This window comes from Thermophilibacter gallinarum, assembly GCF_014982725.1.
GTDB lineage: Bacteria > Actinomycetota > Coriobacteriia > Coriobacteriales > Atopobiaceae > Thermophilibacter > Thermophilibacter gallinarum.
The window spans coordinates 17,899-40,355 of record NZ_JADCJZ010000001.1; the positions used below are offsets into that span (position 1 = coordinate 17,899).

Annotated in this window: 18 protein-coding genes and 4 tRNA genes; 3 read left to right on the top strand and 19 right to left on the bottom strand. The window is 68.3% G+C overall.

Features of this window, described 5'->3' with window-relative positions:
- The first annotated feature begins 46 nt into the window (after positions 1 to 46).
- Complete coding sequence (locus tag INF26_RS00095; protein WP_193528739.1) at positions 47 to 928, top strand: bifunctional hydroxymethylpyrimidine kinase/phosphomethylpyrimidine kinase; 882 nt, start codon at positions 47 to 49, stop codon at positions 926 to 928.
- Positions 929 to 1,010: 82 nt separating this feature from the next.
- Here INF26_RS00095 and INF26_RS00100 read toward each other — a convergent pair whose 3' ends face one another.
- The 14 genes from INF26_RS00100 to INF26_RS00165 all read right to left on the bottom strand — a co-directional run bounded on the left by INF26_RS00100 (position 1,011) and on the right by INF26_RS00165 (position 15,187).
- Positions 1,011 to 2,828, bottom strand: coding sequence for a DUF6273 domain-containing protein (locus INF26_RS00100; RefSeq protein ID WP_193528740.1), 1,818 nt, complete (start codon positions 2,826 to 2,828; stop codon positions 1,011 to 1,013).
- 139 nt (positions 2,829 to 2,967) lie between these two features.
- Positions 2,968 to 3,768: a hypothetical protein gene (locus INF26_RS00105; protein WP_193528741.1), complete on the bottom strand. Its 801-nt coding sequence runs from the start codon at positions 3,766 to 3,768 to the stop codon at positions 2,968 to 2,970.
- Positions 3,769 to 4,206: 438 nt separating this feature from the next.
- Positions 4,207 to 5,943 (bottom strand): ABC transporter ATP-binding protein, encoded by a 1,737-nt coding sequence (locus tag INF26_RS00110; protein WP_193528742.1) that lies wholly within the window; start codon positions 5,941 to 5,943, stop codon positions 4,207 to 4,209.
- Positions 5,944 to 5,951: 8 nt separating this feature from the next.
- Positions 5,952 to 6,671 (bottom strand): NUDIX domain-containing protein, encoded by a 720-nt coding sequence (locus INF26_RS00115; protein WP_193528743.1) that lies wholly within the window; start codon positions 6,669 to 6,671, stop codon positions 5,952 to 5,954.
- Positions 6,672 to 6,853: 182 nt separating this feature from the next.
- On the bottom strand, positions 6,854 to 8,143 hold the full coding sequence (gene purD, locus INF26_RS00120; RefSeq protein WP_193528744.1) for a phosphoribosylamine--glycine ligase: 1,290 nt from the start codon (positions 8,141 to 8,143) through the stop codon (positions 6,854 to 6,856).
- Positions 8,144 to 8,398: 255 nt separating this feature from the next.
- The gene (locus INF26_RS00125; protein WP_193528745.1) at positions 8,399 to 9,679 is read right to left on the bottom strand and encodes an adenylosuccinate synthase; all 1,281 of its coding nucleotides are present in this window, start codon (positions 9,677 to 9,679) and stop codon (positions 8,399 to 8,401) included.
- Positions 9,680 to 9,922: 243 nt separating this feature from the next.
- Positions 9,923 to 11,305, bottom strand: a complete 1,383-nt coding sequence (dnaB, locus tag INF26_RS00130) for a replicative DNA helicase (RefSeq protein WP_193528746.1) — start codon at positions 11,303 to 11,305, stop codon at positions 9,923 to 9,925.
- A gap of 499 nt (positions 11,306 to 11,804) precedes the next feature.
- Positions 11,805 to 12,335, bottom strand: coding sequence for a 50S ribosomal protein L9 (gene rplI / locus INF26_RS00135; RefSeq protein ID WP_193528747.1), 531 nt, complete (start codon positions 12,333 to 12,335; stop codon positions 11,805 to 11,807).
- Positions 12,336 to 12,398: 63 nt separating this feature from the next.
- Positions 12,399 to 12,671: a 30S ribosomal protein S18 gene (gene rpsR / locus INF26_RS00140; RefSeq protein WP_072373695.1), complete on the bottom strand. Its 273-nt coding sequence runs from the start codon at positions 12,669 to 12,671 to the stop codon at positions 12,399 to 12,401.
- A 42-nt stretch (positions 12,672 to 12,713) separates the two neighbouring features.
- Positions 12,714 to 13,184 (bottom strand): single-stranded DNA-binding protein, encoded by a 471-nt coding sequence (locus tag INF26_RS00145; RefSeq protein ID WP_193528748.1) that lies wholly within the window; start codon positions 13,182 to 13,184, stop codon positions 12,714 to 12,716.
- 42 nt (positions 13,185 to 13,226) lie between these two features.
- Positions 13,227 to 13,517 (bottom strand): 30S ribosomal protein S6, encoded by a 291-nt coding sequence (gene rpsF, locus INF26_RS00150; RefSeq protein WP_193528749.1) that lies wholly within the window; start codon positions 13,515 to 13,517, stop codon positions 13,227 to 13,229.
- Positions 13,518 to 13,789: 272 nt separating this feature from the next.
- Positions 13,790 to 14,863, bottom strand: coding sequence for a DUF4013 domain-containing protein (locus INF26_RS00155; protein ID WP_193528750.1), 1,074 nt, complete (start codon positions 14,861 to 14,863; stop codon positions 13,790 to 13,792).
- A 103-nt stretch (positions 14,864 to 14,966) separates the two neighbouring features.
- Positions 14,967 to 15,056: transfer RNA gene (locus INF26_RS00160), tRNA-Ser, on the bottom strand.
- Positions 15,057 to 15,096: 40 nt separating this feature from the next.
- Positions 15,097 to 15,187, bottom strand: a tRNA-Ser gene (locus tag INF26_RS00165).
- A gap of 162 nt (positions 15,188 to 15,349) precedes the next feature.
- Between INF26_RS00165 and INF26_RS00170 the strand changes: the two genes are divergently transcribed.
- Complete coding sequence (locus tag INF26_RS00170; RefSeq protein WP_332307267.1) at positions 15,350 to 16,078, top strand: trimeric intracellular cation channel family protein; 729 nt, start codon at positions 15,350 to 15,352, stop codon at positions 16,076 to 16,078.
- 30 nt (positions 16,079 to 16,108) lie between these two features.
- On the opposite strand, the gene typA is transcribed toward INF26_RS00170, so the two are convergent.
- The 4 genes from typA to INF26_RS00190 all read right to left on the bottom strand — a co-directional run bounded on the left by typA (position 16,109) and on the right by INF26_RS00190 (position 18,889).
- Complete coding sequence (typA, locus tag INF26_RS00175) at positions 16,109 to 17,947, bottom strand: translational GTPase TypA (protein ID WP_193528752.1); 1,839 nt, start codon at positions 17,945 to 17,947, stop codon at positions 16,109 to 16,111.
- A 69-nt stretch (positions 17,948 to 18,016) separates the two neighbouring features.
- On the bottom strand, positions 18,017 to 18,439 hold the full coding sequence (locus INF26_RS00180; protein WP_193528753.1) for a hypothetical protein: 423 nt from the start codon (positions 18,437 to 18,439) through the stop codon (positions 18,017 to 18,019).
- A gap of 236 nt (positions 18,440 to 18,675) precedes the next feature.
- Positions 18,676 to 18,751: transfer RNA gene (locus INF26_RS00185), tRNA-Ala, on the bottom strand.
- Positions 18,752 to 18,812: 61 nt separating this feature from the next.
- Positions 18,813 to 18,889, bottom strand: a tRNA-Ile gene (locus tag INF26_RS00190).
- A 133-nt stretch (positions 18,890 to 19,022) separates the two neighbouring features.
- Between INF26_RS00190 and INF26_RS00195 the strand changes: the two genes are divergently transcribed.
- Complete coding sequence (locus tag INF26_RS00195; protein WP_332307268.1) at positions 19,023 to 19,553, top strand: bifunctional nuclease family protein; 531 nt, start codon at positions 19,023 to 19,025, stop codon at positions 19,551 to 19,553.
- A gap of 101 nt (positions 19,554 to 19,654) precedes the next feature.
- Here the strand turns inward: INF26_RS00195 and gyrA are convergent, their stop codons facing one another.
- Positions 19,655 to 22,375: a DNA gyrase subunit A gene (gene gyrA, locus INF26_RS00200; protein WP_193529406.1), complete on the bottom strand. Its 2,721-nt coding sequence runs from the start codon at positions 22,373 to 22,375 to the stop codon at positions 19,655 to 19,657.
- Positions 22,376 to 22,457: the final 82 nt, after the last annotated feature.

The following is a 22,457-nucleotide window of genomic DNA, read 5'->3' on the forward strand; positions in this document are numbered from 1 at the left end:
TGCCCTTGTACGCTGGTCCATCAGTCCGCGGACAAAGGAGAATCCCATGAACAACGCCAGCAATCTGCACCTCTACCAGCGCGAGGGCGGCTACCTGCCGCGCGTCGCGGCCGTCCACGACCTGTGCGGCTACGGCAAGTGCTCGCTCGGGGTGGCCATCCCCGTGCTCTCGGCCGCCGGCATCGACGTGTGCCCGGTCCCGACCTCGCTCTTCTCGGCGCACACGCGCTTCCCCGAGTTCTACATGCACGACACCACGCCCATGCTGACCGAGTACCTCGACGCCTGGGTCGCCGAGGGCATCCAGCTCGACGGCGTCTACTCCGGCTTTCTGGGTGCGCCCGAGCAGGTCGACGCCATCACCCGCCTCTACCGCGAGCACCCCGGCGCGCTGCGCCTCGTGGACCCGGTCATGGGCGACGGCGGCGAGAAGTACCTCACCTACACCGACGAGCTCTGCGACGCCATGAAGGGCTTGGTGGACGGCGCCGACGTGCTCACGCCCAACCTCACCGAGGCCTCCATCATCACTGGCATCCCCTACGAGGGCCAGGACGTGGACGAGGCCTACGTGCGCCGCGTGACCGACGCGCTTCTCGCCATGGGCGCCAAGTCGGTGGTCCTCAAGGGCGTGGTCCACGAGGGCGAGAAGATCATCCGCAACTACGTGGCCGTGGCCGACGGCGACGGCGCGCCCGAGGAGGTCTCCGGCGAGCTTCTGCCCTACATGCTGCACGGGACCGGCGACCTCTTTGCGTCCGGCCTCGTCGCGGCCGTCTACGCCGGCGAGAGCCTGCTGTCCTCCGTGAACTTCGCGAGCGAGCTCGTGCGCCACGCCATGCAGATCACGCCCGAGCAGCCCGACTACGAGGTGCGCGGCGTGAGCTTCGAGAGCGTGCTCGGGGACGTGACGGCGCTTCTCGCCTAGGGCGACAGAAAAGGACCGAGAAAAGCAGGGGGACGGGGCGACGATGCGCGCCCCGTCCCCTGTCATGTCTGGTCGGGTTGCGTCAGAGGCAGAAGCCGGCCACGACGTCGAACTCGTAGAGCGAGTTGCGGCCGCTGGACGGCGAGCCGTCCTTGTCCACGGTCCGCTGCCACTGCCCGTCGGACGTGAGGCCGCGCAGCCACCAGTAGTCGTCGCACAGCTTCAGGACCGAGGACTGGCCCTCGACGCCCTGGTCGGAGAAGAGCTGGTACTGGCTGCCCTCCTCGCCGTTGGTCGCCAGGCCCGCCAGCTCGGTCGCCGACAGCAGCCACATGGAGTCGGACGTCTCGCTGAGGTCGCCCGAGGGGGTGCCGGTCGCCTTGGTGACGGGGACGATGAGGTCCGCGAGGCCCTCGGGCAGCTCGCCCATGAGGCTCTGGTTCATCCACGAGCGCAGCGGCGAGTCCTCCCAGGCGGTCACGTCGCCCGAGGGGTTGTAGGCCTGCTTGCCGATCGAGCCCAGGGTCACAAACGTGACGCCCGCCACGCCCGACCCGTCGGCCTTCTCGTCGTGGCGGAAGCCGGCGACGGCCACGGTGACCTTGGTCCCGTCGGTGAGCTCGAGCTCCTTGGTCTGCGTGCCGTCGAGCTTGCCGTCATCGGTGCAGAGGTGGTACTCGGTCGCGATCGCGACGGCCTCCTCGTCGGAGGGCGCGGCGGCTATGAGCGCGGAGACCTGCGAGAGCTCGTCCCAGCTGTACTCGGCCACGCTCGCGCGGGGCGCGAGCTCGGAGGGCTCCTCCTCGGCGGGCTCCTCGGCCTCCTCGCTGTCGTCCTCGAGCGGCGGGATGCTTCCGTCCGAGGGCGGCTGCACAACGGGCACGTTCTCGTCGCGCGGGGCGAACGGGCCCAGCGGGCTGGTCCCGAACCACACGAGCGCGCCGATCGCGACGGCGAGCGCGACGACGGCGATGCCGATGATCACGGGCCGCGGCCCCTGCATCTCCTTGACGTACTCGGAGAGCCTGCCGCCCACGGCGGAGAGGTCCTCGCCGGCGGTGGAGAGGGTGTCCTTGGTGGCGGAGAGCCCGCGCTTGGCCGCGGGGATCACGTCCTCCGAGGCGGCCTCGGAGATGCGGTGGAGAAGCGCGGTGGCGCCGGCGGCGGTCTTCTCGGCGGCGGAGGGCTCGGGCTCGGCGGCGTCGGGCTCGGGCTCGGCGGCGGGCTCGGGCCCGGCGGGCTCGTCGTCGGCGACGTCCTCCTCAGCAGCGTCGGCCTCGGGCTCCGTGGCCTCGGCCTCGGGCTCCTCCTCGGGCTCGTCGGCCCCCTCGGGCTCCGGCGCGTCCTCGGCGACGGCGGCCTCCTCGGCCTCGTCCGCCCCCTCGGGCCCCGGCTCCTCCTCGACGGCCTCCTCCGGCGCGTCCTCCGCGGCCTCGACGTCCTCCTCGGCCTCGGGCGCCTGCTCGGCGGTCTCCTCGGCCTCCGTCGTCACGTCCTCCTCGACCTCGGACGTCACGTCCTTCTCGACCGTTGGCTCGGCCTCGACCGCGACGTCCTTCTCGGCAGCCGTCTCCTCGACCGCCGCCTCTGTCGCGGCGTCCTTCTCGCCGAGCTCGTCCTTCTTGGGCTCCGCGTCTTTCTTCTGCTCGTCGGCGTCCGTCCCCAGCGCGCGCGTGACGGCGCGGGCCAGCCTCCGGTCGCCGCGGGCGGCGGCGCGGGCGGCCCGGGACTCCATGCGGTAGGCACGGGGCGGCGGCGCGAGCGGGACGAGGGGCACGGCACCGGCCGCGAGCGGCTCCTCCAGGCGCTTGGGCGCGGGCACGTCCTCGACGGGGGTCCCGCAGGCATAACAGAACCGAGCGCGCTCGGGGAGCTCCTCGCCGCAGTTCTTGCATTTCATGACAGGTCCTCTCGACATTCAGGAAAATGTCAGCTGAGCATCACACAAGGTACCATGAAGCGCCCCCGAACGGGGCGTTCATGCCGCCTGAGCTGCCAACTTCGCGGCAAGTGGGGCGCAACGGGCGGGCGCGCGGGCGCTACTCGTCCTCGGGGAGGGCGCGGACCGGCGTAAACGACGTGGTCACCTGGTCGCGGAGCTCGCTCTGGAGCGTCTCGTCGATTCCGGTGATGGTACACGAGAAGTTGACGCCCGTCGCGGACTGCGTCTTCTGCCAGACGAACGTCATGAACGACGCCACGTCGCCGGTGGGGTTGAGGAAGCCGAAGAGGGTGGAGTGCTGCAGCTCGCCCTCCTCGTCGACGTGGACGCTCACGTGGTAGACCACGGTGTCGATGTTGGGGTTGAGCAGCGCGTTGACCGCGAGCGCCGTGGCCTGGACCTGCGAGGACGAGAAGCACTCCAGGGTGTTGGCCGAGCGTGTGTCGACGACGCTCACCTCGATCCGGCCGGTGTTCTCGTCCGCCTCCTGGACGGTGAACTCCTCGGGGTACTGCGTGAAGCCGTCGCCCCACTCGATGCCCAGGCGCAGGGCATCGGCGACGGTGCGCACGCTCGCAGTGTCGGCAAGGTTGGCCGTGCTGGCGCGGCGGATGAAGCCAAAGACGAGCTGGCCGCCCACCACGAGCACGAGCAGGACGAGCACGAAGGCGACGGTGGTGCGGGTGATGACCTTGCCCACGTCCGAGCCGGAGGGGTCGTCGCCGGAGAGCGGGTCCACGTCGACGGCGACGCCCTTCTCCTTGCGATGCGCGCGCTGGCGACGGGCACGCTCCTCGTCGGAGTGGCCGCTGTGGTCGACGGTCGAGAACAGCTCCTCGGCCTCGTCGGCCGAGAGGGCGCCGCGCTGCACGCGGGGACTCGCCTTCCACTTGAACATTCCCGGCCTTCCTGACGAACCACGAACCAGCTGTGCGCCAGTATACCGCGGCGCGCGACGGGCCGGCTGACCTGCCGGAAACGTCCACAAGGGGACCGTCCTTCTCGCCGCGCGGGGCGGGTGGCCGCCGCGGGTGCGTAACGTCCGGGAATCGGCGGGGTTCCGCGGGCGGACGGCGGGGGCGTCCCGGAATCCGGGAGGTTCCGCGGGCGGGCGCGACGCGCGTCCCGGAATTGGCGGGGTTCCGCAGCGGAAGGTCCTTCTCGTCCGGGAATCGGCGGGGTTCTCCGCCGGAAGCGCATCGCAGCTGCGGAATCCCGGCGATTCCGGGACAGCAAGCGAAGGCGCGCGGAGAAGGTCGCCGATTCCGGGACACGTCCTTCTCGCCTGGCGAGAAACCCGGCGATTCCGGGACGGTCGCGGCGCGCGGGCGCGCGGTTAGGCGAACTGCATCTGGTAATAGCGCGCGTAGGTGCCGCCGCGGGCGAGAAGCTCCTCGTGGGTGCCGCGCTCCACCACGCGGCCGCCCTCGATGGTGACGATCTCGTCCGCGCGGCGGATCGTGGAGAGGCGGTGCGCGATCACGAGCGTGGTGCGGCCGCGCGCGAGCTCGTCGAGCGACTCCTGGACGGCCTGCTCGGACTCGTTGTCCAGCGCGGACGTGGCCTCGTCGAAGATCAGGATCGGCGGGTTCTTGAGGAACACGCGCGCGATGGCGATGCGCTGCTTCTGGCCGCCGGAGAGGTGGCTGCCGCGCTCGCCGACCTGCGTCTCGTAGCCGTCGGGCAGGCTCTCGACGAACTCGGCAATGTTGGCGCGGCGGGCGGCGAGGCGGATCTCGGCCGCGGTGGCGTCCGGGCAGCCGTAGGCGATGTTCTCGGCGATGGTGCCGTCGAAGAGGTAGACGTCCTGCTGCACCAGGCCGATCGCCTCGCGCAGGCTCTTCTGCGTGACGTCGCGCACGTCCTGGCCGTCGATCGTGATGGAGCCGGCGTCCACGTCGTAGAAGCGGGGCAAGAGCGCGCACGTGGTGGACTTGCCGCCGCCCGACGGGCCCACGAGCGCGATGGTCTCGCCGGGGCGGATGTCCAGCGTGAGGCCGCGGATGACCTCGTCGTCCTTCTCGCCGGGCGCGTCCTCGTAGGCGAAGTGGACGTCCTCGTAGCGGATGGCTCCCTCGCTCACGCGCAGCGGGCGGGCGCCGGGGCGGTCCTGGATCTGCGGCTGCTCGTCGAGCACCTCGCAGAAGCGGCGGAAGCCGGCGATGGCCTTCTGGAAGGTCTCCGTGAAGTCCAGGATCTGCGTGATCGGCGCGGTGAACAGCGAGATGTAGAGCGCATAGGTGGCGAGGTCGGCCGCCTCCATCTGGCCGCGTGCGATGAGCCAGCCGCCGAGGACCACCACGACGGTGTTGAGCGCGCCCATCATGACGGCAATGGCGGCCTGGTAGCGGCCCATGGCGCGGTACATGCGCGTCTTGGACTCGAGGTAGGCGTCGTTGCTCGCGCGGAACTTCTCGCTCTCCTGCTCCTCCGCCGCGAAGCCCTTGACCACGCGCATGCCGCCGAGCGCGTCCTCCAGGCGCGAGTTCACGCCGGAGATGCGCACGCGGTTCTCGGTGTAGACCGCGCGCATGCGGACGTTGGCCCACACGTTGTAGGCCACGAGCAGGCACGCGATGAGGGCGAGCGCGGCCGTGAGCGGCACGTTGATCGTGAGGAGGATCACGAAGCTGCCGACGATCTCGACGATGCCGATCAGCAGGAACTCGGGGCCGTGGTGGGCGGCCTCGGAGATGTCGAAGAGGTCCGAGACCAGGCGGCTCATGAGGTCACCGGAGCGGCTGCGGTCGAAGAACGAGAAGCTCTGGCGCACGTAGGCGTCGAAGAGGTCCTCGCGCATGCGGCTCTCCATGCGCGCGCCCATGACGTGGCCCCAGTAGATGACGAAGTAGCGGCAGACGAAGCGCAGCGCGTACATGGCCACGAGGCCGACGGCGATGTAGGCGAGAACGCCGAGGATGGCGTCCGGGCCCTCGGTGAACAGGCCGCCCGCCAGGCCGCGCAGGATCTGCGGGAAGGCCAGGTCCACGGCGGCCACCGTGACGGCGGCGACGATGTCGGTGACGAAGAGGTGCAGCTGGCCCTTGTAGTAGGTGAGGAAGCGCTTGAACATGGGGCGGGCTACTCCTCCGGCGCCGGCGTCAGTCGGTGCATGACGGAGTCGCAGATGAGCGCGCCCACCACGGTCTTTGCGTCCTCGATGCGGCCGTCGAGGACCGCGTCCACGAGCTCGCCGAGCGGGACGAGGTCCACGTTGATGAACTCGTCCGCGTCGGGGTCGGAGCGCGTGAAGTCAAGGCCGGTGGCCATGTAGATGTGGATGAGCTCGTCGGTGAAGCCGTCGGAGGTGGCAATTGTGGTGAGAAACGCGATCTTCTCGGCGGACATGCCGGTCTCCTCCAGGAGCTCGCGGCTGGCGCACTCGAGCGGGTCCTCGCCGGGAGCGAGCTTGCCGGCCGGCAGCTCCACGGTCACGCGTCCCAGCGCCGTGCGGTACTGGCGCACCAGGCAGATGCGGCCGTCGTCGGTGAGCGCGACGACGGCGACGGCGCCGGGATGGCGCACCACGTCGCGGATGGCCACGCGGCCGTCGGGGAGCTCGACGCGCAGGCGGTCGACGTTGAAGATGCGGCCGGTCCAGGCGACGTCCTCGGTGAGCGGGCGCTCGGCGAGCGCGGCGTCGCGCGGGTCGTCGTCGCCGAGCACGAGATCGCGGGCCTCCGGCGCGCCTGAGCGGTGGTCGGCGGGGGAGGTGCGGTCGCCGTCGTAGGTGAACGCCGCGACCGAGGCGCGCATGTCGTCGATGGCCGCCTGCTGCTGGTTCTTATCGGTGTCGGACATATGTCCTCCTTGGGTGCTAGCTGCTTCCGAACCCCCATGATAGGGCAAGCGGCGTGTCGCTGATGGGCCCTCGTGAATTCACGAGGGCTGGTTCTTCTCGCTTTTGCGTTAAAAACGGCCGCTCGTGAATTCACGAGCGGCCGCCTGCGACGCGGTTGCCCTCCCGTGCGGCGACGCGGACGCTATCGCCTGACCGCGCGGGCGCCGATGTCGGTGCGGTAGGTCTTGCCCTCGAAGTCGATGAGCTCGCAGGCGGCGTAGGCCTGCGCGCGGGCCTCCTCGAAGGTGGGCGCCACGGCGGTGACGTCAAGCACGCGGCCACCGGCGGTGACGAGCGAGCCGTCCGCGGCGAGCGCGGTGCCGGCGTGGTAGACGGTCACGCCGGGGAGCTCCTCGGCGCGCTCGATGCCGGTGATGACCTTGCCCTTCTCGTACGCGCCGGGGTAGCCGGCGGAGGTGAGCACCACCGAGACGGCCCAGTCGTCGTCCCAGGAGACCATGTCCTCGGAGAGCGTGCCGTTATCACACGCGAGGAAGAGCTCCACGAGGTCGCCCTTGAGGCGCGGCAGCACGACCTGAGTCTCCGGGTCGCCGAAGCGGGCGTTGAACTCGAGGACCTTGGGGCCCTCGGACGTGAGCATGAAGCCGCCGTAGAGGCAGCCGGAGTAGGTGATGCCCTCCTCGGCGAGCTCGGCCACGACCTTGCGCTCAACGTCCACCATCGCGGCGAGCTGCTCAGCCGAGACGAGGTGCTCGGGGACGGGCGAGTAGACGCCCATGCCGCCGGTGTTGGGGCCCTTGTCGCCGTCGAGCGCGCGCTTGTGGTCCTGCGCGGTGGCGAGCGGCACCACGGTCTTGCCGTCGGTGAGGGCGAGCAGCGAGCACTCGGGGCCATCGAGGGTCTCCTCCACGACGACGGTGGCGCCGGCCTCGCCGAACGCGCCCGAGAAGCACTCATGGACGCCGGCCAGGGCCTCGTCCAGGGTCTTGGCCACGATCACGCCCTTGCCCGCGGCCAGGCCGTCGGCCTTGACCACGATGGGGGCGCCGACGCGGCGGACGTAGTCGGCGCAGGACTCCTCGTCGGTGAAGGAGCGGTAGGCGGCGGTGGGGACGCCGGCGCGGCTCATGACCTGCTTGGCGAACTTCTTGGAGCCCTCCATCTGGGCCGCGTCGCCGTTGGGGCCGAAGCACGCGATGCCCGCGGAGCGCACGGCGTCGGCGACGCCCGCCACGAGCGGGGCCTCCGGGCCGATGACCACGAGGCCGATCTCGTGGGCGCGCGCCCACTCGGCCACCGCGACCGGGGACTCGGCGTCGAGGCCCTCGACCTTCTCGGCCATGACGTCCATGCCGCCGTTGCCCGGGGCGACGTAGAGCTTGCCCGCGCGCGGCGACTCGGCGAGCTTGGCGAGAAGCGCGTGCTCGCGCCCGCCGGAGCCGAGCAGCAGGATGTCAACGGTCTTGCCCATGGGAACCCTCCTTGTCGTGGCCCCTCGCGGGGCCCTCACGCTCCGTCATTTAGGGTTTGGGTTCGGTCGCGCGGTCGCGGGAAAGCGAATCCTGCGGTTTCTCTCGCCGCGCGGGCCTTTGTCCCGTTTTTCGAACCCAAACTCGAATCGGGTTTGGGTTCGGTTTCAGGCGGCCGGGCGATGGAATCCTGCGGTTTTGTTCGCCGCTACTCGCCGGACACCCGATTTTCGAACCCAAACCCGAAAAAGGGACGCCTAGTGCCAGTAGCGGTCGATGGTCTGCTCGCGGTCCGGGCCGACGGTGATGATGGAGACGCGCACGCCGGCGAGCTGCTCGAGGAAGTCGATGTAGTCCTTGGCCTCGCGCGGGAGCTGGTAGAAGTTGCGGATGCCGGAGATGTCGCACTTCCAGCCGGGCAGGGTCTCGTAGACCGGCTTGGCGTGGTAGAAGACGCTCTGGTGCTCGGGGACGGTGTGGTACTCCACGCCGTCGCACTCGTAGGCCACGCAGACCTTAATCTCGTCCAGGCAGCCGAGGACGTCGAGCTTGGTGATAGCCAGGTCAGTGAGGCCGTTGACGCGGGCGGCGTAGTTGACGACGACGGCGTCGTACCAGCCGCAGCGGCGCTTGCGGCCGGTGGTCACGCCGTACTCGTGGCCGACCTCGCCGAGCTTGTCGCCGATCTCGTCAAAGAGCTCCGTGGGGAACGGGCCCGAGCCGACGCGGGTGAGGTAGGCCTTGGCCACGCCGAGGACGCGGTCGATGTTGGTGGGGCCGACGCCCGAGCCGGTGACGGCGCCGCCGGCGGTGCAGTTGGAACTGGTCACGAACGGGTAGGTGCCGTGGTCGATGTCCAGCATCGTGGCCTGGGCGCCCTCGAAGAGGATGTTCTTGCCGCCCTCGATCTGCTCGTTGAGGAAGAGGCTGCTCTCCACGATGTAGGGGCGGATGCGCTCGGCGTACGGGAGGTAGGTCTCGCAGATCTGCTCAACAGTGTAGGTGGGCAGCTCGTAGACCTTCTCGAGGATCGGGTTGGTGTAGGCGAGCGCGCTCTCGAGCTTCTGGCGGAAGATCTTCTCGTCCAGCATGTCCTGGATGCGCAGGCCGGTGCGGTTCATCTTGTCCATGTAGCAGGGGCCGACGCCGCGCTTGGTGGTGCCGATGAGGTTCTTGCCGAGCTTCTTCTCGTGCGCGCCGTCGAGGTCCTTGTGGTAGGGCATGACGATGTGCGCGTTGCCGGAGATCTTGAGGCGCTCTGCGGAGATTCCCTGCTCGGCGAGCATGTCAATCTCGGAGAGGAGGATCTCCGGGTCCACGATGCAGCCGTTGCCGATCACGGGGTAGGTGCCCTCGTACATGACGCCGGAGGGGACCTGGTGAAGCGCCAGCTTCTTGCCGTTTGCTATGACCGTGTGGCCGGCGTTGGCTCCGCCGGCGTAGCGGCAGACCACGTCAAAGTCGCCGGAGATGAGGTCGGTGACCTTGCCCTTTCCCTCGTCGCCCCACTGAGTTCCCACGAGCACCGATGCCGACATGTGCGCCCTTTCGTCGCGATTCACATACGAATCTACATTATAGGGCAGACGGACATACGGAGGGGACGGGTTCGCTTGTCTCGTTAGTCGACACTCATCACCGAGTCTGTAGTTTTACGGGCATCAACACAGTACAGACTCGACGCGCAACGCGTTGACCTGCTGATTCGTTGCCCGACATCGAGTCTGTACTCGGCTGGTCCCCAAAAAACTACAGACTCGACGAGACCTCGGCCAAAACCCCTAATCGTGGAAGGCGTCGACCTCGACGAACTTGGTGGAGCCCGGCAGGAAGGTGAGCGGGATGTCCGCGAGCGCGCCGGAGCGGTTCTTGGCGATGATGAACGTGGTCTCGTTCATGGCCGGACGGTCGTCGCGGGCGGCCTCGTCCTCGCTCATCGAGCGGTCGAGCAGGGCGACGATGTCGGCGTCCTGCTCGATGGAGCCGGACTCGCGCAGGTCGGACAGCTGCGGGCGCTTGCCGGTGCGGTTCTCGACGGTACGGTTGAGCTGAGAGAGCGCGACGACCGGGACGCCCAGGTCCTTGGCCATGATCTTGATGCCGCGGCTCATCTCGGAGACCTCGGTGGCACGGCTGTCCGCGCGGCGCTGGCCGGCGGGCGGGGAGATGAGCTGCAGGTAGTCGATGATAACGAGGCCGAGCTTCTTGCCGTGCAGGATGCGGCGGGCCTTGGCGCGGATCTCCGTCACCGTGGTGCCGGGGGTGTCGTCGATCACGACGTCGAGCTGGGAGAGGTCGTTGGTTGCCTGGAGGATCTGCGGCCACTGCTCGTTGCGGATGCGCGCGGCGCGGATCTCCTGCAGGCCCACGCGGGCGTTGGCGGCGAGCAGGCGCTGCGCGATCTCCACCTTGGACATCTCGAGCGAGAACATGGCCACGCTCGCGCCGGCGAAGGCCGCGTTGGTCATGAGGTTGAGCGCGAACGACGTCTTGCCCACGCCCGGGCGCGCGCCGATGACCACCATCTGGCCGGGGCGCAGGCCGAGCAGGCACTCGTCGATCTTGGGGAAGCCCGTCTTGACGCCGAGCATGTGGTCCTTGTCGGCGGCGTTGGTGCCGAGCTCCTCGTAGAGGTCGCCCATAATCTCCTCGAGGGACTGCTCGCTCGAGCGCACGTCGCGGTTGGTGACGTCCAGCAGCAGGCGCTCGGCGCGGTCCACGACCTCCTTGGTGTCCTCGGGCGCGTCGAAGGCGAGCGCGGTGATCTGGGCGGAGGCATTGATCATGCGGCGCAGCGTGGTGTCGCGGTGGAGCATCTCCACGTGGCGCCGCCAGCCCACGAGCGCGAGCGAGTTGTTGCCCAGGCCCAGAAGGAAGCTGCGGCCGCCCACGCGCTCCAGGTCGCCGGTGCTCTTGAGGTAGTCGGCGAGCGAGATGGTGTCCACGGGGAGGTTCTTGTCGAACATCTCCCGCATGGCCACGAAGACGGTGCGGTTGGAGGGGAGGTAGAAGTCGTCGGGCTCGAGGTCGATCAGGCACTCCTGGAGGGCGTCCGCCGAGACCATCATCGCCGAGAGGACCGAGGCCTCCGCCTCGACGTCCTGCGGCATGGCCGCACCGGTGTCGACCGTCATCCTGGTGGGGTTCACGTCGTAGTCGCTCATGCGCGGGCACTCCTCCTCTTTCTGCGTCCGACCATTCTAACGCGAGCGATGGGGTCCTCACGCCGCATGCGACGAACAACCGGCGGTTTCGGCCAAGGGGAACAGGCGCTCGGGCGCACGCGCGCGGGCGGCTGTCAAGGGGTGATTTTGGCCGCGGGCGCTCTTCTACAGCACAAGACGGAAACCCATGCGGCGCGAGCGGGCGATATGTACCGTTTCAACGTTTTCAACAATTTTTTTCTCGCCATTTTGGGCACGTTTCCGACGAGTTTTCGACATTTCGACACGTCGACGGAGCGCTTCCGGGTCACTGCCCAGCTACCTGCGGAGTTGTCCGTCCGTTTGCAAAACCGCAGGTAGAGACTGGTATTACCGATAAGAACCACAAAACGCCCCGGGCAACGACGTGCTGCCCGGGGCGTTTTCTTACGTTTCGCTGACCTGCGGATATTGTAGAAACCCGCAGTTCAGAAAAACACGGCGTCGAAAAGTGCCGAAACTACTCGGCGCTCTCCTCGGCCTCGACCTCGACGGTCTCCTCGACGACCGCCTCGGCCGGGGCCTCGTCGGCGGCCGGCTCCTCCTCCGTGACGCCCACGAGCACGTTGACCGTGGCCGTGATCTCACGGTAGAGGTTGACCTCGACGGCGTGCTTGCCGGAGGTCTTGATGTTGTTGCCGCGGCCGACGCGCTTGCGGTCGACCTCGATGCCGAGCTGGGCCTGGATGGCCTCGGCGATCTGGGCGGGGGTGACGGAGCCGAAGAGCTGGCCCTCCTCGCCGATCTTGGCGTCGACGGTCACCGACTTGCCATCGAGGGCGGCCTTGACGGCCTCGGCGTTGGCGATGCGCTCCGCCTCGCGCTTCTCGATGTTGTGACGGCGCTCCTCGAGCTGCTTGATGTTGCCCGGGGTGGCGGGCTGGGCGATCTTGTTGGGGAACAGGAAGTTCTCCGCGTAGCCCTGGGCGACGTCAACGATGTCGCCCTCGCCGCCCTTGCCCCGGAGCTCACCCAAAAGGATGACTTTCATGTGACACTCCTTAGGTCGGTCGGTCTCCCGACCGCTCGTGTTGCCTAGGTCGTGCCCCCGCCGCTAGCCGCGGTTGCGGCCGCCGCGGCTGGAGACCACGGGAACGGTGTAGGGCAGAAGCGCCATCTCACGGGCGCGCTTGATCGCAAGCGCGATGTCGTGCTGGTGCTGCGTGCAGGCGCCAGTGACGCGGCGCGGCTTGATCTTGCCGCGGTCGGTCATGTACTTGCGGAGAAGCTGCACATCCTTGTAGTCGATGTACTCGGTCTCCTCCTTGCAGAACTGGCAGTACTTGCGACGCGGCTGGCGCTGAAAATCCTGCTTCTGCTGAGCCATGTCTTGTTTGCCTTTCTGTTGGCGGCGCGGGGCCGCCGGTGGTTAGAACGGGATGTCCTCGTCGTAGACGTCAGCCGACGGCGGGGTCTGGACGGGCGCGGAGTAGCTCTGCTGCGGCGCGGCGGCGGGGGCGGCGTAGGAGGGCCCAGCCTGCTGCATGGGCGCTCCGCCTCCCTGCTGGTTCCTCGAGGAGAGGAACTCCACCTCGTCGACGATGACCTCGAGCTTGCTGCGCTTCGAGCCGTCCTTTGCCTCCCAGGAGCTGTACCGAAGCTTGCCCTCGATGGCAACCTTCGACCCCTTGGAGAGGAAGCGGGAGAGCGCCTCGGCGCGGGCACCGAAGACGACGCAGTCGACGAAGTTGGGAACGTCCTCCCACTCACCGGTCTGCGGGTTGCGGCGACGGTCGTTCACGGCGACGCCGAACGCGAGGATCGGCATGCCGCCCGCCGTCGAGCGCAGCTCGGGGTCCCTGGTGAGGTTGCCCGAGATGTTGACCCTGTTGATGCTCATGTCTCGCTCCCTCCTGCGGGCGCGTACCCGCTACCTCCATGCCTAGTCCTTGTCGACGCGACGCACCACCATGTGGCGCTTCACGGCGTCGTTGATGCGCAGAACTCGGTCGAGCTCGGCGATCACCGTGGGATCTGCGTGGAAGTTGATGAGGGTGTAGTCGCCCTCCGTCAGGTCGTCGACCTCAAAGGCGAGCTTGCGCTTGCCCCAGTCCTCGACGCTGTCGACCTTGCCGGTCTCGCCGAGCGCAACCTCGATGCGCTTCATGACGGCGGCGCGAGTCTCCTCGTTGCACGTGGGGTCGACAAAATACAGCAGTTCATAGGCCTTCATGTGTTCACCTCCTCTGGGCTAATGGCTCCGGGACCTGAAGGCGCGCCCGGAGCAGGAAAGGTTCGGCGAAGCATCATAGCACATAATGCCTACCTGCCAAAACTCTCCACGCGTCCCGTTGCTGCGATGGTAGCCGGGGGAGGTGACGCCAATCTGACGTTCGCTTTCCGCTATCTGCCACGCAGCTCACAAAGCCGAGGCAGATGACGTCAGACGCCCTTCCCGCCGGGCGGGCGAGAAGGGCGTCGCACATAGGTTCTCCACAAGGAGGGCTACTCGAAGGGGGTGTCCTGGGTCTCGGAGGGGCCGTCACCCGAAGGCGGCTCGGGGTCGGCGGGGGCGACCGGGGACTCGTCCTGTCCGGCGGGGGCCTCCTCGGCGTCGGGCGCGGGCGAGGGCTCGTCCGCAGGGGCCGGGGCGGGCCTCTCGGCAGGAGCGTCGTCCGCCGCGGGCGCGTCGGCCGTCGGGGGGACGACGGGCGGCAGCGTGTCCGCCGCCCAGTCCGAGGAGCCGCGCGTCTCGAACGGCAGCGGGTCCTCCTCGCGGCCCCACGAGGGGACGTCGAACTGGCGCATCCACAGCGCGAGCGCGGTGTAGACGAGCATGGCCAGCACGATCGTCGCCGGGGTGCCCAGGACGTAGAGCACGAGGAGCGCGGGGAGCGCCGCACCGAGGAGCGACGCCAGGAGCTCGAGGGCGATGGAGGCCTGGAGCGACTCGGCCATGACGGAGCCGTAGTCGTAGAGATACGAGGAGTAGTAGACGAGCGACGGGAGCGCGCTCATGAGCGCGACGAGGGTCACGACCGCCGCCGCGAGGGCGATGAGCGCCCCGCCGGCGACCTGCAGGCCAAAGACGCGCATGACGCCGCCGAGGTCGTGCGTGGCCATCCTCCAGACTCTGGTCACGCGCAGGCCGGCGACGATCTTCTGGTAGATGGTCGCGCGCAGGACGGCGATCATGATCACGAGGCTCACGAAGAGGTTGACGATGGTCCAGGCGAAGGAGAGCAGGCCGCCGAGCAGCGGGACCATGACGAGCAGGCCGCCGACGACGCCCCAGCAGATGCCCCAGACGAGCATCACCACGAAGGCCCGCGCGCCGCTCGCGATGCAGCCGCCCACCTGGACGTTGCGCTGCTTGGGGGAGGAGTTGACGCCCCACGCCGTGAGGCGGGCCCATTCGACGATGTAGCCGAGGATGCCCAGCATGCCCACCACGGGCACGAGCGCCGCGGCGGACATGACGAGCACGGGCTTGATCCAGCCCCGGTCGCGCGTGAGGAGCGCCCAGGCGCGGGAGAAGTAGTGGTCGGGGCGGAAGCCCTCGAGGTCGGCGTCGTTCATCCTGATTCCCTTCGTGAAGTCACCTGTCTGTAGGGTACCCCAGCGATCGGCCATGCGTCGCGGCAACAAAAAACCGGCCCCGAGGGACCGGTCTGACGTGCTCTGGCGGAGGAGGAGGGATTCGAACCCTCGTACCCCCGAAGGGGTAAACGGTTTTCGAGACCGCCGCATTCAACCACTCTGCCACCCCTCCGAAGGGTGACGTGGCCCCTTGCGGGGCCACGTGAAAGCTCTGGCGGAGAGTCAGGGATTTGAACCCTGGAGACGCTTTAGGCGCCTACACGATTTCCAATCGTGCTCCTTCGGCCACTCGGACAACTCTCCATGAGATGGTGCAGCGGACAGTATAGCGTATGTTTCGCCGGCTGGCGAGAAGAACTTTACCGGGGGCGCGAGGCGAGAAGAACGTCGGGCGCACGGGTTTCTCGCCTCCGGCGGGCGTCCGATGCGCCACAATGGGTGGGCCGAAACACCGAAGGAGCGTCCGTGCCAGAGCTGTTCACAACCTACCCGGAGCTTGCCGCCGTCTCGCTGCCCACGTGGGTCGACCTCGCGTCCGTGATCGTGGGCTCCGCCGGCGGCGTCGCCGTCGCCCGCGCGCGCCACCTCGACGCCGTCGGGTTCGTGGGCCTGGCGCTGCTGTGCGGCCTGGGCGGCGGCCTCATCCGCGACGTCATGATGCAGGTCGGCAGCGTCTACATGCTGGACTCGCCGTTCGCCATACCCGCGAGTGCGGCCACGGCGCTTGTCGCCTTCCTCTTCCCGCGTCCGCTCGACCGGGCCGGCAGTCTGCTGGAGTGGCTGGACATCGCCGCCGTGGCGCTCTTCGCGCTCGTCGGCACCGACAAGGCCCTAGTCTACGGCCTCCTTCCCGCGTCGTGCCTGCTCATGGGCATCATGACGGGCGTCGGCGGCGGTATGCTGCGCGACGTCTTCCTCGGCGAGGTGCCGCGCATCTTCCAGCGCTCCAACCTCTACGCCGTCTGCGCGCTCGCGGGCAGCGCCGCCTACTACGCGGCGGTGGTCCTCTTCTCGGTGAGCAAGCTGTGGGCGGGACTTCTGTGCATCGCCGTGACGATCGGCCTGCGCCGCTGGTCGCTGCGCTTCGACGTGCAGACCCCGGCCGACGTCGACCTCGGCCCGCGCGTGAGCGAGCCCGTCCGGCGCGCGGCGCGCATCGTGCGGATCACCCGGCGCCGCGCTCGGCGGCGCTAGCGGGCGAGAAGGGCCCCGAGGTCCTTCTCGCTACTTCTTGACCTTGCCGTTGCGGACGGCCCACTTGCGGCGCTCGATCTCCGAGAGCAGGCGCTTGCGCATGCGGACGCTCTTGGGCGTGACCTCCACGAGCTCGTCGTCCATGATGTACTCGAGCGCCTCCTCGAGCGTGAACGTGCGCGGCGGCGTGAGCTGCACGGCGATGTCGGCGGTGGAGGAGCGCTGGTTGCCCAGGCTCTTGGTACGCGCGATGTTGACGACCATGTCGCCGGGCTTGGAGCGCTCGCCCACGAGCATGCCCTCGTAGCACTCGTCGCCGGGGCCCACGAACAGCGCGCCGCGCTCCTGCAGCGTCCCGAGCGCGTAGGCCACGGCCTTCTCGGTGCTCATGGAGATCATCGCGCCGTTCTGGCGGACGCCGATCTCGCCGGCGAAGGGGCCGTACTCGAGGAACGTGTGGTAGAAGACGGCCTCGCCGTGGGTGACGTTCAGGATGCGGTTCTTGAGGCCCATGATGCCGCGGGTGGGGATCTTGAACTCGAGGTGGGTCTGGGTGGTGCCGGAGTCCATGCTCGTCATGGTGCCGCCGGCGTTGCCGAAGACCTCAATGACCTTGCCGGAGTACTCGCCGGGGCACTCGACGACGGCCTGCTCGACGGGCTCGGTCATCTGGCCGTTGGCGTCCTTCTTGAAGAGCACGCGCGGGCGGCCCACCTGGAACTCGAAGCCCTCGCGACGCATGGTCTCCATGAGGACGGAGAGGTGCAGGATGCCGCGGCCGGCGACCTCGACGCCGGTCTTGTCGGGGAGCTCCTCGATGCGCATGGTCACGTTGTTCTCGCGCTCCTGCATGAGGCGCTCCTTGAGCTGGCGGCCGCCCACGATGTCGCCCTCGCGGCCCACGAGCGGGCTGGTCGACGGCTCGAAGACGACGGAGAGCGTCGGCGGGTCGATCTCGATGGGCTCCAGCTCGACGGGGTTGTCGGGGTCGGTGTAGACGTCGCCGATGTCGGTGGAGTCGATGCCCACGACGGCGGCGATGTCGCCGGCCTGAGCCTCGGCGCACTCCTTGCGGCCCAGGTAGTCGAAGGTGAAGAGCTGCTTGACCTGGCTCATGGCGCGGGAGCCGTCGTTTTTCACCACGAGGATCTTGTCGCCGGCGTGGATCGTGCCGGAGTAGATGCGGCCGATGCCGATGCGGCCCACGTACTCGGAGTGGTCGATCGTCACGCACTGCATGGCGAGCGGGCCGTCCACGTCCACCTCGGGCGCGGGCAGGTCGTTCACGATCATGTCCAGCATGGGGGTCATGTCGGCGTTGTCGTCGGCGGGGTCCAGGCGCGCGAAGCCGTTCACGGCGGAGGCGTAGATCACGTGCTCCATGGCGAACTCGAGCTGCTCGTCGGTGGCGCCGAGGTCGGCCATGAGGTCGAGCGAGGTGTTGACGGCGCGCTCGGGCTCGGCCGCGGGCTTGTCGATCTTGTTGACCACGATCATGATGGCGAGCCCGGCGTCGATGGCGTGGCGCAGGACGAAGCGCGTCTGGGGCATGGGGCCCTCGGCGGCGTCCACGAGCAGCAGCGCGCCGTCGGCCATGCGCAGCACGCGCTCGACCTCGCCGCCAAAGTCGGCGTGGCCCGGGGTGTCGATGACGTTGATCTTCACGCCCTGATACTCGATCGAGATGTTCTTGGCCAGGATCGTGATGCCGCGCTCGCGCTCCTGGTCGTTGGAGTCCAGCACGCGCTCCTGCACCTGCTGGTTCTCGCGGAAGGCGTCGGTGGCCTTGAGCATCTGGTCCACCAGCGTGGTCTTGCCATGGTCGACGTGCGCGATGATCGCGATGTTCCTGATGTTCTCCTGGCGCATGGGTCCCTCTCGCCTCTGCTCAGCCGGCTCTTCTCGGCCGGCGGTTCCGTATTTTCGCCATACGGTACTTTACAGCAGCGGGGGCACCTCTCCGGCCGGCGCGGGGTCGGTCCACGTGAAACCATCACCTGAGCCGGCGCCGTCCACGAGCGAGTAGGCGGAGTAGGAGCGCCAGCCGCGCTCGCCGAACTCGAGGAGCAGCGCGTCGGCGAATCCGTCGTCTGCGGCCTCGACGGCGCCCTCGTAGGCGATCGCGTAACGCCGGGCGCCCGCGACCTGCCCCACCTTGGCGCGGGCTGCGTCCAGGCAGGCCTCCGCGCCGTCGTCGGAGAACTCGAAGCTCGTCACCTCGCCGGAGGCGTCCTGCACGGCGAGAAGGACGCAGAACGGGTCGCCCGCGGCGAGAAGGTCGAGCGCGTCGCCCATGAGGGTGCTCGCAAGCTCGTCCGTCTCGGGGGATACCCCGTCGAGCAGCTCGTTCTTCTCGGCCATGTGCCCTCCTCGCGCGCTGATGTGCTGCTGAGATGATACCGCAGCCGACGGTGGGTGCCCGGCTCGGCGCGCCCACCTCCGATTAACGGGCAAAATTCGATTTCTATATGTATATCCGCAGTTGGTTTTTTCGACGAATTCGAATTTTGTCCGTTAATTGGTCGGCTCGGCGCCAGGTCGGCCCGGCGCCAGAAAAAAGGGCCGCCGGGCGAGAAGCCCGACGACCCGCGTCCTTCTGGTGGAGACGATGGGGATCGAACCCACGACCTCAGGCTTGCAAAGCCCGCGCTCTCCCGGCTGAGCTACGTCCCCGGAAAAGAATAATCGCCCCAGCGGCGACTCGGCTAACGCTGGGGCGACTATTGTCAGGAAGTGGTGGGCCTGACAAGGTTCGAACTTGTGACCTCCCGGTTATCAGCCGGACGCTCTGACCAACTGAGCTACAGGCCCAACGCAAGGAGATATATTACACGGCTCGCGAGACGGGGTCAACGCTTTTTTGCAATTTCTTGTCGGCCGCGGGGGAACTGTTGCGAAGCGACCCACAATGGGTAGGATAGGCGAGCAAGGAAACGGAGGAAGCGTGCCGCTGAGAAGGATGGACATAGAGAGCGTCGTGGTGGGCGGGGGCCCGGTTGCGTCCCTGCTCCTGCTGCGCACGCGCGAGCCCATGGGCGAGAGCTCGCTCAGGCTGCCCATCCGCATCGGGCAGGTCGAGGCCACGGCCATATCCATGGGTGCCCGCGAGCGCTCCGGAGGCCGCCCGATGACGCACGACCTCCTGGCCTCGACGCTCTCCGCGCTCGGCGCGCACTGCGCGAGCGTCCGCGTCATGGCCGTGCAGGGCACGACCTTCTTCGCGCAGCTCGAGCTCGTCCGCGAGGACGGCGAGCGCGTCTTCGTGGACGCGCGGCCCTCCGACGCGGTGGCCCTGGCGGTTCGCACGGGCGTCCCCGTCTACGCGGACGAGTCGGTGCTCGCCACCGCCGCGCTGCCCGACTTCCAGGGCGTCGAGAAGGACGAGCAGGCCGCGGAGCTCGAGGAGTTCCACGCCTTCGTGGAGAACCTCTCGCCCGAGGACTTCAACGTCACGCACGACGAGAAGAGCGAGTAGGACGCGCCTGTAAGCTGGGGACTGTCCCCAACCTACAGAAAAGGGGCGCCCGCGAGGCTGTGTCGGCCTCGCGGGCGCCCGTTCTTGTCGCCGTGCGGACGCTACTCCTCGTCGTCGAGGAGGGTGTCGTCCATGTCCTCGTCGCCGCCGATGTCGACGGAGTCGGGCTCGCCGGCGTCGCTCGCGCCGGCGGCGGCCAGGTCGAGCACGCCCTGGTTCTCGTCGCGCTTCGGCGCCTTCTTCTTGCGGGCCACCATGCGCGCCACGGCGCTCACGTGGTCGCCGCTCACCATGTTCATGACCTTGACGCCCTGCGTGGAGCGGCCGAGTCGGCTGACGTCGTTGGCCTTGACGCGGATGACCACGCCCTCCTCGGAGACGATCATGAGCTCGTGCTGCGGGCCCACGACGCGGCAGGCCACGAGGTTGCCCTTCTTGGCCGTCATCGCGATCGTGTAGACGCCCTGGCCGCCGCGGCGGTGCTCCGGGTACTCGGAGACGGGCGTGCGCTTGCCGTAGCCGTTCTCGGTGATGACGAACAGGTCGCCGTTGCCGTTGGTGATCTCCATGCCGAGCATGCGGGCGTTGCCCTTGAGCGTGATGCCGCGGACGCCGGAGGTGTTGCGGCCCATCGAGCGGACCTCGGACTCATCGAAGAGAATGGCCTTGCCGTCCGTCGAGACGAGCATGACCTTGTCGCCCTCGCGCACGCGCCGCACGTTCACGAGCTCGTCGCCCTCGCGCAGGTTGATGGCGATGATGCCGTCGCGGCGGCTCTTGTCGTACTCGCTCATGGCCGTCTTCTTGACCATGCCGGAGGCGGTGGCGAACATGAGGTACTCGCTCTCCGGGAACTCGCGGCAGGTGATGACGGCCTTGGTGCGCTCGCCCTCGGCGAGGGAGAGCACGTTCACGATGGCCGAGCCGCGCGCGTGGCGGCTGCCGATGGGCAGCTCGTGGACCTTGAGGCGGTAGACTTTGCCGAAGTTGGTGAAGAAGAGTACGTAGTCGTGGGTGCTCGCGACGAAGAGGTCCTCGACGAAGTCGTTGTCCTTGAGGCTGAGGCCCTGGACGCCCTTGCCGCCGCGCTTCTGCGAGCGGTAGGTGGCGACCGGGATGCGCTTGATGTAGCCGGTGTGGGTGATCGTGACGACCATGTCCTCGTCGGCGATGAGGTCCTCGACGTCGAGGCTCTTCACGGCGCCGCCGATCTCCGTGCGGCGCTTGTCGCCGAACTTGGCGGCGATCTCGCGCATCTCGTCCTTGATCACGCCGAGGATCTTCTCCTCGTGGGCGAGAAGGTCCTCGTAGTAGGCGATCGCCTGGCGCAGGCCCGCGAGCTCCTCCTCGATCTTGTCGCGCTCGAGGCCGGTGAGGCGGCGCAGGCGCATCTCGAGGATGGCCTGGGTCTGCTCGGGCGAGAACCCGAAGCGCTCGATCAGGCGCTGCGAGGCCTCGGTGTCGGTCTGCGAGGAGCGGATGATGTGGATGACCTCGTCGATGTTGTCGAGCGCCAGGAGGTAGCCCTCGAGGATGTGCGCGCGGGCCTGGGCCTTCTTGAGGTCGTAGCGGGTGCGGCGGGTGACGACGTCGACCTGGTGGTCGACGTAGTGGCGCAGGATCTCGGGCAGCGAGAGGCACTTGGGCACGCCGTCCACGAGGGCGAGGTTGTTCACGCCGAAGGTGGTCTGCAGCGCGGTGAACTTGTAGAGGTTGTTGAGGACGACCTCCGGCACCACGCCCTTCTTGAGCTCGATGACGAGGCGGATGCCCTTCTGCGTGGACTCGTCGCGCATGTCGGAGATGCCGTCGATGCGCTTCTCGTTGACGAGCTGGGCGATCTTCTCCTGCAGCGTGCCCTTGCTCACCTGGTAGGGGATCTCGGTGAAGACGAGGCGGCTGCGGCCGGTCTTGGTGGACTCGACGTGCGCCTTGGCGCGGATCGTGATGGAGCCGCGGCCGGTCTCGTATGCCTGGCGGATGCCGTCGGAGCCCATGATGACGGCGCCCGTCGGGAAGTCGGGGCCGGGCATGACCTGCATGAGCTCGTCGACCGTGATGTCGGGGTTGTCGATGAAGGCGCAGGTGGCCTCGACGGTCTCGGCGAGGTTGTGCGGCGGGATGTTGGTGGCCATGCCGACGGCGATGCCCGAGGAGCCGTTGACCAGCAGGTTGGGGAAGCGCGCTGGCAGGACCACGGGCTCGGCGAGCGACTCGTCGTAGTTGGGCTGCCAGTCGACGGTGTCCTTCTGGAGGTCGCGCAGGAGCTCCATGGCGGGCTTGGCCAGACGGCTCTCGGTGTAACGCATGGCCGCGGCGCCGTCGCCGTCGATGTTGCCGAAGTTGCCGTGGCCGTCGATCAGCGGCGTGCGCATGGAGAACCACTGGGCGAGACGAACCATCGTGTCGTAGACCGCGGAGTCTCCGTGCGGGTGGTACTTGCCGATGACCTCGCCGACCGTCCACGCGCTCTTCTTGTGCGGGCGGTTGGGGAAGATGCCGGACTCGTTCATCGCGTAGAGGATGCGGCGGTGGACGGGCTTCAGGCCGTCGCGCACGTCCGGCAGGGCGCGGGCGGTGATGACGGACATGGAGTACTCGATGAAGGACTGCTTCATCTCCTGGCCGAACTCGCTGACCTGGAGCTGGCCGCCGTTGATGTCCGTCTCGCCGGCGTCGGTGCCGCGGGAGTTGGCGCCGAAGCTCTCCTCGAGCTCGTCGTCGTCGACGTCCTCCTCGTCGTCGGTGTCGTCCTCGACGTAGACGTCGGAGCCCTCGTCGGACTCGGCGCGGGCGAGCAGCCGGCGCAGGTCCTCGGGCATCTCAGCGCTGTTGTTCTTCTCGTCTGCCACGTGTGGCCTTTCTCTGGTGTGGAAAAGGGACAGTCACTTTTCCACATGCTCT